We start from the raw sequence: 8,654 nt of genomic DNA on the forward strand, positions 1-8,654 counted from the left end.
ACGTTGCGCACCGGCACACGACCAGCTATCTGGCGTCCTCGTCCGGGCTGCGGCTCCGGCACGTCGGCGCGGCCGGTCACCTTGACGCGCAGCTGCGGTCCGCGGACGGTACGACGTCGTCCTGGGCCGGGACCGGGACCACCGACTTCGGCGACATCTCCGTCTCGGCCCTCGACAACGAGCTCCGCCGCCGCCTGCACGCCGCCCTCCCGCTGATCGAGGTCCCCGCCGGACGGCACGACACGGTCCTGTCCCCCGCATGCGTGGCCGATCTGATGCTGCACCTGTACTCCTCGGCCGAGGTCGAGCGGGCCGCCGCCGGCGGCAGTCCGCTCGGCGCGTCGGGACGGCCGCGCCTCGGCGAGCGGCTCACCCCGCCGGGGCTGTCTCTGCGCAGCGACCCGCACGACCCGGTGCTCGCCTGCACGCCCTTCATGATCGCCCGCGAATCCGGCGCGGGCAGGTCGGTCTTCGACAACGGAATCCCGCTGGCCGCTACCCGCTGGATCGATGACGGCGTACTCCGTGCCCTGCCCGGCTCACGCCGGGCCGCCGCGGCAGCCGGGATCCCGGCGACCGGCCCGGTGGACAACCTGATCCTCGACGGTCCGGCCGCGAGCGCGGCCGACCCCGAACCGGCGGCCGGGCTCGAGCACGGGCTGCTGGTGACGTCGCTGTGGTACATCCGGGACGTCGACCCGGCCCGGCTGCTGGTCACCGGGGTTTCCCGGGACGGCGTCCACGTCGTGGAGGACGGCCGTATCGTCGGCCGGGCGGCGAACCTCCGCTTCGAGGAGAGTTCGCTGGGGGTGCTCGCCCGGGCGGTGGCGGCCGGCCCGGTCCGGCGCACCGTGGGCCGGGAAGGCGGCCTGTCGCTGCCCCGCACGGCGATGCCACCACTGCGCGTCCCGGACTTCCTCTGGACGGCGACCAGCGACGCGGTATGACTCCGCCGCCCGCGTGGCGGGAAGGCCCCACAGGGCCCTTTACGCCGGAGTTGCGAGGTAGCCGAGAGTGGTGCCGCGGCTGTCGTAAAAGTCGCCCACCACCTTTCCGGAGGCATTGATGCCGCAGGCGGACATATCCGAGGCAGCGTCGGGGTGCCGCAGCTCGACAAACGTGTCCTGGTCCGCTCGCAAGTAGGCGCGACCGCCCTGCCTGTCCTGGTAGATGCCGGCGACGACACCCGAGTCACTGATCGCCATCGCGCACGTCCCGCCCTCGGGCTCTCGCGCGTTCGGGTGGTCGACGGAGGATATGACGAGCCTCCGTTTGCTGTCTCGCACGAAGGCGTGCCGCGCCTTGTCCTTTCCCACGAACTGCCCGACCACCAGTCCGGCACCGTTGATCCCTGTGGCGAAGGTCCCTTCTCCCGCCTCGTCCCCATACCGGAACGTGTCCACATATCCGCGAGCCGCCTTGGACCACACGAAACCCTTGACGATCGCTTCGCTCCGGCCGGACGTGTCCTGCGCGAAATACCATCCGGAGACCAGTCCCGAGTCATTGATGCCGAACGCCACCACCGTGCCGATGCCGTCCTCCGGCGGAGCGATCGGTTCGAACTTCTTCGCTCCCAGGGAATAGACGAATGAGAACACACCGCGGGAAGGCAGCGAAATCGATCCGGGATATCCCCCCTGGCCGGACTTGCCGTGGTAATAGCCGACCACGTCGCCGGTGTCGTTCAACCCGAGCAACGCCGTCGCGTTCCCCGCCTCCGGATGATCGACAGCGTCGGAAAACTCGCCCCCGACGGATCGCAGGAAGCCGTGCACCCCCTTGCCGTCGGCGAAGTATCCCGCCGTCTCCCCCTTGTTGTTGATCCCGTAAAGCGTGGTCTTGACGGATTTCGGGTACTCGACGGTCGCATAGGAATAGTTTCGGCTTACCCTGGGCGGGGCGTCCGGAGTTGCCGAGGCAGGCGGCACCGGTTCGGTCGGTCCGGCCGTCCGGCCGCCTACCCGTCCGCATGACGCGAGCACCATTACGCCGCCGAACGCCAATCCGGTGAAATGGAGGAAGTGGCGCCGATCAACCGTTACGTCGCTGAGCGGGCCCGTGCGCGCGGAACAGTGTGCGCGGTCGCGTCCCACCATGATCACACCTGCCATCACCGGGCTCGGGCAACAAAAGTCCGGTCGGCCTCCAGGCGGTTCCCGCGACCGGAAACCTCACTCTATCAATTTGAACTACTCGTTTCCGCGCTCTGACACCTTCGGGTGTTCTCTCGATGCGGACACCACAGAATTCTCAGGGCCGCGTTGCCGACCAAAGGCCACGGTTGATCACTGGTTTGGCGGTCTCCTGGAAGTCGATGCCCGGGTGCAGTTCCCGGATCGTCCCCTCGATCACCAGCAACGACAGCAGCGGGAAGATCAGCTCCGGAGCGGCGTGCACGCCGTGGGCCCGCTGCAGGTCGAACATCTCGGTGGCGAAGCCCATCAGGCTGAACTCCCGGGCGGGCAGGCCGTGGTTGCGCCGCACCAGATCCGTCATCCGTACCAGAAACCCGTCGACGTCGGCGTCCGGACCGACCCCGGCCGCACTTTCCACGACGATCTCCGCGCACCGCAGCCCGCGGCCCACGGCCATGTTCAGGAAGAACTCGGCGAACAACCGCCGCAACCGATCGGACAGCTGGACGCTGAACCCGGCATCCAGCACGACGACCTGGCCGCGCGGGGTGAAGTTCAGGTTGCCCGGGTGCAGGTCACAGTGCACGAAGCCGTCCACGAACAGCATCTGGTAGATCGAGATCAGCGCCGACTCGGCGAACTTCTTCCGCAGCACCGGTGCGACGGCGCGTGCCGCGCCGTCGAGGTCCTCGATGAACTCCATCGCGATCACGGCATCCCGGCAGAGCTCCTGCCGGACCGCGGGGACCCACACCCGGGCCACCCCGGAGAGGTTGCGCCGCAGCCGGTTCAGCGCGTCGGCCTCGGCACGGAAGTCCACCTGGCCGGCCACCGCGTCGCACAGATGGCCGATGATCTCGGTGACGGGGAGTCCGGCGAACGCGGGCAAGCGAGCGGCGAGCGCCGCACCGCGCCGGATCAGCCGCAGGTCGCGCGCCATCAGGCGGTCGATGCCCGGCCGCCTGATCTTCAGCGCGACCACGCGGCCGTCCCGATCGGTCGCCCGGTGCACGCACGCGACGCTCCCGGCCGCGACCGGGGTCAGCTCGACGTCGGTGAACAAGGTGCGGAAGTCGTCGCCGTAGGCCTCGCGCAGTGCCCCGGCGGTGCCGGCGGACGGCGTCGCGGGGACGTCGTCGTGCAGGGTTGAAAGCTCGTCGCACAGCTCGGCGGGCAGGATGTCGCGACGCGTGGCGAGCACCTGGCCCACCTTGACGAAGGTCGGGCCGAGCCGCGCGAGCAGCACCGGCGCGACCCGGTACAGCACACGTGCGCCCTCCCGGCGCCGCCCGGCCAGGCGGTGGGCGAGGGCGGTCGCGGCGGCGGGTCCGGCCACCCGCCCGATGACCAGGAGCAGCCGGGCTACCCGCAGAGCGTCTTGCGCGGCCCGCCGGGCGGCACCGCCGCCGCTCCGCTCGGTTCCGGTCATGCCGTCCCACCTCCGGACGTGGTGATGCCGGGCAGTTCGATCGCCCGGAGCTGCAGAGTCGCGTGGTCGCAGTACCAGAACAGGCGGCCGTCCCAGGTGATCGCTCTGGGCTTGCCCCAGACCATGACGGGGAGGCGCTGGCGCCTGCTCGCGAGATCGGTGAACCGGACCCGGGAGGCGTCGCGATCGGTGTGCACCAGGAAACCGTCCGACACCGTCACGCCCGTCACCGGATGCCCCACCTCGACGCGGTCGAGCAGCCGGAACCGGTCCGGGTCGCGCAGCTCGACGAGGCCGAGGTCGGCGTAGCCGACCCACACGCCGTCCCGGCACGCCTCCACGCCGGAAACCTCGTGCCCGGGCCGCGGGTTGGGCCACTCGTCGATCTCGTCGCCGGTCGCGGGATCGAGCAGGCGCAGGTCACGGTGCTCGCCGACGACCTGGAGCAGCGCGCCGCGCAGGGTGGTGAGATCGCCTGCGACGTCCAGGCACGGGATCCGCTGCACGACCTCGCCACTGTTGGGGTCGATCGCGCCGATCTGCTTCGAGAAGATCTCGGCGAAGTACAGGTACTCTCCGCTCCAGGTGACCCCGCAGAGGTCGAGCGCGCGGACGGGGAGGTCGCGGACGATGCCTGCGCAGATGGTCACGACCACACCGATCCCCGCGCGAGTCCGACATCCATCGTCCAGGTCTCGGCGAGCCGGGCGGTGTCCCGGGGACGTTCGAGTGCCACCTTCAGGGTGTCGCCCGCCGCGACCCGGCTGTGCCGTACCGGCCACACCCAGCAGGCCCAGTTGCAGCCCGGGTAGCCGGGGAAGTTCGCGAGCTCGACACCGGATGCGAAGACGGCCCGGAACGAGCCGACGATCGCATGAAGCGTTCCGGGAGTGTCGATCCGCACGATGTGGCGCTCGCCGCCGATCGGCCGTGCACGCTCCCCGAGCCGGGCGTCCGCGGCCACCACGGGCCCGCCGAGCACGCGCGGCGGGCGCTGGAAGAAGTGGAGCTGGGCGGCGGGCGCGACGTGGTCGAGCACCGCGCCGAACCGCAGGCCGTGCAACTCCTCGGACCAGATCCCCCAGCCCTCCCCGTCGAACTCGACGGGGGTGAGCACCGTCTGGAGCCGCCCGGGAACGATCCGGCCGTGGTCGGCGAGGTTGCGCCGCGCGAACGCGGCCAGAATCTCGGCCATTTCCTCTTCCGGGCCGAGGTTGCCCATCAGCTCGGCGACCACCACGTCGGCCTTCCGTTCGAGCTTGGCCGCCCTGGCGTCGCCCTGGATGACGGTCACGTGTTCGGCGACTCCGTTGTCCCGCGCGATCCGGGCGGCCAGCTCCGCGGTCGCCGGGTCGCCCTCGATCGCGTAGACGTGTCCGGCACCGTGCCGCAATGCCATGAGTCCCAGCACCAGGGTTCCCGCGCCGACGTCGGCCACGACATCACCAGCGCGCACGGCAGCCGCGAGCGCCCGGTCGTAGGCCGCCAGCCGGGTGCGATCGGACAGCATGATCTGATGCATCAACAGCGTGCGTGGGTTCATGGGTGCCTCTTCTCGGCGGCCGCCGTAGACGACGACGCGGGATGGCGACGGCCGCCCGGGACACCGCCTGCGGCGGAGTCCCGGGCGGAGTTGCGCGTTCGCGGCTCAGACGTTGACCGCGGCATGCTCGCCGACGATCGATTCCCGCATCACGAGCTTGGCACCGGTCAACCGGGCCTTCACCGTGTCGTCCTCGGTCACCAGTGCGGTGTCCGGGCCCTCCAGTGCCAGGTCGGTACCCTGCGGGTCGAGGTCGTTCAGGCGACCCGCGATGTGGACCGGGTTGGCGGCGTAGAGGGTGCCGTGCGGCGTGACGATCTCGAACTGCGCGTCGAAGTGCAGATCGCTCGGGTACCGCACCCGGCTGAGGCTGTCCTCGGTCCCTTCGCCCAGTGAGCCGCCCGACGGGCGTGCCCAGCTTGCCCGCAGCATGACCCGGCCACCCAGCTCCGGGCACTCACCGACCATCGCGACGCGCGCCAGCTGCGCCAGCACACCGGTGCCCTCGTCGTGCTTCTCCGGGCCGAACAACAGGATCTCCCCACCGGCGGCGAGGGAGTGGTCGCCCGCCACCTCGACGGTGATCGTGCGGCCGCCGAGCTCCAGCGTCAGCTGACCGTCCATCGAGATCTGCATGATCATCGACGGGTCCGTCAGCATGGACATGCAAGCGGCCGGGGCGGCGGCGAAGAACACCGTCGGCGTGATGCCGATCGGGTTGTTCTCGTCATCGGACGGGTACCAGGCCTCCGGCAGCTCCGTGCCGCGGACGACGTTCGGCGCCTGCACCAGCTCCTGGTGGTGGTCCCCGCGCGGGAAGCCCAGGTACGGGCTGCTCAGCGGTTTCTTGAACGGCGGGATGTCGTCGACGATTCCGTAGATGGGGATGACGTTGCGGTGGACCAGTCGCATGGTGCTGGTCTCCAGAATGCCGAAGCGGCGGATGTGGAACTCCGCGGGGAAGTTCCTGCCGGGCGCGATCTGCTTCACGTGCCCGGTGTTCGGCAGCTTCGGGTTCGACAGGATCTGGATCCGGTCGTTCAGCTCGTAGCTGAAGCCCTTGATGCCGACCTCGGGCGCGCTGATCAGTTCGGTGTCGAACTGCGCGTGCCCACGCTCATCCACCCGGTGCTCGAAGCCCGGCATCGGCCACTTGTTCATCTGGACGAAGCCCGAGAGGTTGATCGTCTCTCGCTTACCGTTATAGTAGTCATCTCCGAAGACGACAGTCGCAGCGGCAAGGATGTGCGGACGGAGAGGCTTGGGCGCCAGGCCCAGTGACTCGTAGTTCTCCCTGGTCATTAGCCGACCTCCAGCGGAGTTGATAGGGGATAACGGACAACTTGTGAATACGAGGGCCCTCGTGTCCGGTGAGATAATACTACTGTTTTTTATAGTTATCAGCAAGATGCCCCACGGTACTGCTCTCCGGGGTCCCCGTACGGGTGTGCAGCAGGACGGCAGGCTCGGCCGCGTCGAGCGCCGCGGCGCAGCCCTCCGGGGTGCCGGAGACCGCGACGAGGACGGCATAGCGCCCCCAGACGTGCCCCGCCGGGGGCGGCGAAATCGTGGTTCCCGGCTGTACGAGCCCGGCGGCGAGTTCGATCGCCGCCGGGAGCCGGCTGGTGTCGATCTCGACCCGGTCGACCTGGCACGAGGCGTGCGGGTACAGGAACCGGACGGCCGCGGCCCGGTCGCGGCCCGGCCGCGGATCCGGCTCGAGACCGCAGGCCAGCCGAGCCGCGACGACACCGGCGTCGACACCGGTCGCGGCGCGGCCGAGCATGGGGATGAGGTCCCCGCCGAGGCGGCAGTTGACCTCGATGACCCGCCAGCCGTCCCGCGCCAGGCGCAGCTCGACGTGCGTCATCCCGTGGTCGAAGCCGAGCGCCTCGTGCGCGGCCGCCACGACCCGGTACAGATCCGGGTCCCCTGGCTCGCGGCCGTCGACCACGTGCCCGATCTCCTCGAAGTACGGCGGATACCCGGTCGTCTTGTGCGCGGTGAACAGCGGGTGGCTGCGCCCGGCACTGACCCAAGAGTCGACACTGACCTCAGGGCCGTCGACGAACTCCTCGACCAGAACGCCATCGGACCGGTACGGGACGGGACCGACCCGCGCGGCCCTGGCGTGGGCGTAGCCGTCCGCGAGGTCCTGCCGCGAGCCGACCCGGATGACACCCATACTGGCTCCCAGGTCGCGCGGCTTGAGCACGACCGGGTATCCGATCCGATCCGCGGCGGCGGTCGCCTCCGCAGCGGTGGAGACCACTTCGGAGGCGGGCTGGGGCACCCCCGCGGCGGCGAGGGCGGCCCGGGTGCGGTGCTTGTCCCGGCAGCGGTCCACGACGTCCGGCCCCACCCCGGGCAGGCCGAGCGCGCGGGCGACGTGGGCAGTGCCGGACATCTTGAGCTCGTCCCAGGACAGGACGCCGGTCACGCGGCGCCGACCGGCGACTTCCCGGGCCGCGGCGACCAGTGCGGGAGTGTCGAAGACGTCGACGACGGTGTGCCCGGCCAGCTTCTCCGCCACCGACGGGGCGGGCTCGGCCTCGGCGAGCAGCCACACGTCGGCGACAGAGCCGATGCTGTCGAGCAGATAGCCGCGGTACCCCTCGAAGACGATCCCGACCAGGAGCACCAGCGGCCTCATGGCCGGGCTCCCCGATCGAGGGGGGCTATCGCCCGCAGCGCGCGGCCAGGGAAGTCGCAGTACCAGAGGTACCGGCCGTCGTAGGTGAGGCCGGTGGGGCTCCCGGTCGCGGGTTCGGAGAACACCTGCTCACCGGTCGCGACGTCGTAGCCACGGACGACGACGTCCTCGAAGTCGGTGTAGTACACGACGCCGTCGACCTCGGTGAGCCCCGACGGGTTTCCGGCGACCGGGAACTCCTTCAAGACGTCCACGGAGCCGGCCGACCGGAGCTGGACGACCGCGGGCCGCCGCAGACAGACCCATATCCCCTCGGGACGGGCCTCCGCGCCGCAAATCCGGCCGTTGGACGGCCGGATGGCACGGCGTTCCACGACCTCGCCGGTCCGTGGATCGAGGACGAGGAAGCGCTTGGGCCGCTCCCCGATCTGCCAGAGCCGCCCGCCGTGGAAGGTCAGATCGGCCCGAACTCCCGGGCAGGCAACGGTGTGCAGCACGGTGCCGTCGTCCGGGTCGAGGGCGTACACCCGGCCGGCCTGCTGGTCGGAGTGCCACAGGTACGTTCCGTCCCAGGTGAGACCGCAGAGGTAGGCCCCGGGCGCGGGCAGCGACCGGAGTGCCTCGACGGCGGGATTGACGATGGGCACGGGCATCGTGATCACATCCCCGTCGCCAGGCCGGCGGCCACGACGGTTCGGCCCGCGCCGCGAAAGGTCAACCGGGCCTGCTCGTCCGGCCCTTCGGCGTCCACGATGATGGTCTGGCCCGGTTGCACCTCGCCGAACAGGATCTTCTCGGACAGTTGGTCTTCGATCTCCCGCTGGATGGTCCGGCGCAGCGGACGGGCACCGAGCACCGGGTCGAAACCGCGCTTGGCCAGCAACGCCTTCG

General features: G+C 70.3%; 9 protein-coding genes. 1 reads left to right on the top strand and 8 read right to left on the bottom strand.

Features of this window, described 5'->3' with window-relative positions; genetic code table 11:
• The coding region (locus FNH05_RS25125) for a metallopeptidase TldD-related protein (protein ID WP_144591179.1) at window positions 1-947 on the top strand (947 nt) is incomplete at its 5' end.
• Window positions 948-986: 39 nt separating this feature from the next.
• Here the strand turns inward: FNH05_RS25125 and FNH05_RS25130 are convergent.
• The 8 genes from FNH05_RS25130 to FNH05_RS25165 form a co-directional block, all read right to left on the bottom strand.
• On the bottom strand, window positions 987-2,099 hold the full coding sequence (locus FNH05_RS25130) for a hypothetical protein (RefSeq protein WP_144591180.1): 1,113 nt from the start codon (window positions 2,097-2,099) through the stop codon (window positions 987-989).
• Window positions 2,100-2,253: 154 nt separating this feature from the next.
• Window positions 2,254-3,567 (bottom strand): ABC1 kinase family protein, encoded by a 1,314-nt coding sequence (locus FNH05_RS25135; protein ID WP_144591181.1) that lies wholly within the window; start codon window positions 3,565-3,567, stop codon window positions 2,254-2,256.
• A complete protein-coding gene (locus FNH05_RS25140; RefSeq protein ID WP_144591182.1) occupies window positions 3,564-4,217 on the bottom strand; it encodes an NHL repeat-containing protein in 654 nt (217 codons plus the stop codon). Before FNH05_RS25140 ends, FNH05_RS25135 begins: the two co-directional genes overlap by 4 nt.
• Entirely contained in the window at window positions 4,214-5,110 is an 897-nt protein-coding gene (locus FNH05_RS25145) for a 50S ribosomal protein L11 methyltransferase (RefSeq protein ID WP_144591183.1), read from the bottom strand. Before FNH05_RS25145 ends, FNH05_RS25140 begins: the two co-directional genes overlap by 4 nt.
• A gap of 105 nt (window positions 5,111-5,215) precedes the next feature.
• On the bottom strand, window positions 5,216-6,412 hold the full coding sequence (locus FNH05_RS25150; protein WP_144591184.1) for a DUF6004 family protein: 1,197 nt from the start codon (window positions 6,410-6,412) through the stop codon (window positions 5,216-5,218).
• A gap of 79 nt (window positions 6,413-6,491) precedes the next feature.
• Window positions 6,492-7,763, bottom strand: a complete 1,272-nt coding sequence (locus tag FNH05_RS25155) for an ATP-grasp domain-containing protein (RefSeq protein WP_144591185.1) — start codon at window positions 7,761-7,763, stop codon at window positions 6,492-6,494.
• Window positions 7,760-8,416 carry an NHL repeat-containing protein gene (locus FNH05_RS25160; protein ID WP_144591186.1) on the bottom strand — a complete coding sequence of 219 codons (657 nt, stop codon included), beginning with the start codon at window positions 8,414-8,416 and terminating at the stop codon, window positions 7,760-7,762. Before FNH05_RS25160 ends, FNH05_RS25155 begins: the two co-directional genes overlap by 4 nt.
• Window positions 8,417-8,421: 5 nt before the next feature.
• Window positions 8,422-8,654, bottom strand: a 233-nt coding sequence (locus FNH05_RS25165) for a hypothetical protein (protein WP_144591187.1), incomplete at its 5' end; no start/stop codon positions are given.

Origin of the sequence: Amycolatopsis rhizosphaerae, assembly GCF_007713715.1 — a bacterium.
Lineage (GTDB): Bacteria > Actinomycetota > Actinomycetes > Mycobacteriales > Pseudonocardiaceae > Amycolatopsis_E > Amycolatopsis_E rhizosphaerae.

Excerpts from the sequence above, each read along its gene's own strand:
- FNH05_RS25160 (WP_144591186.1), bottom strand. The coding sequence starts at position 8,416 with ATGCCCGTGCCCATCGTCAATCCCGCCGTCGAGGCACTCCGGTCGCTG.
- FNH05_RS25155 (WP_144591185.1), bottom strand. The coding sequence starts at position 7,763 with ATGAGGCCGCTGGTGCTCCTGGTCGGGATCGTCTTCGAGGGGTACCGC.
- FNH05_RS25145 (WP_144591183.1), bottom strand. The coding sequence starts at position 5,110 with ATGAACCCACGCACGCTGTTGATGCATCAGATCATGCTGTCCGATCGC.
- FNH05_RS25150 (WP_144591184.1), bottom strand. The coding sequence starts at position 6,412 with ATGACCAGGGAGAACTACGAGTCACTGGGCCTGGCGCCCAAGCCTCTC.
- FNH05_RS25130 (WP_144591180.1), bottom strand. The coding sequence starts at position 2,099 with ATGGTGGGACGCGACCGCGCACACTGTTCCGCGCGCACGGGCCCGCTC.
- FNH05_RS25135 (WP_144591181.1), bottom strand. The coding sequence starts at position 3,567 with ATGACCGGAACCGAGCGGAGCGGCGGCGGTGCCGCCCGGCGGGCCGCG.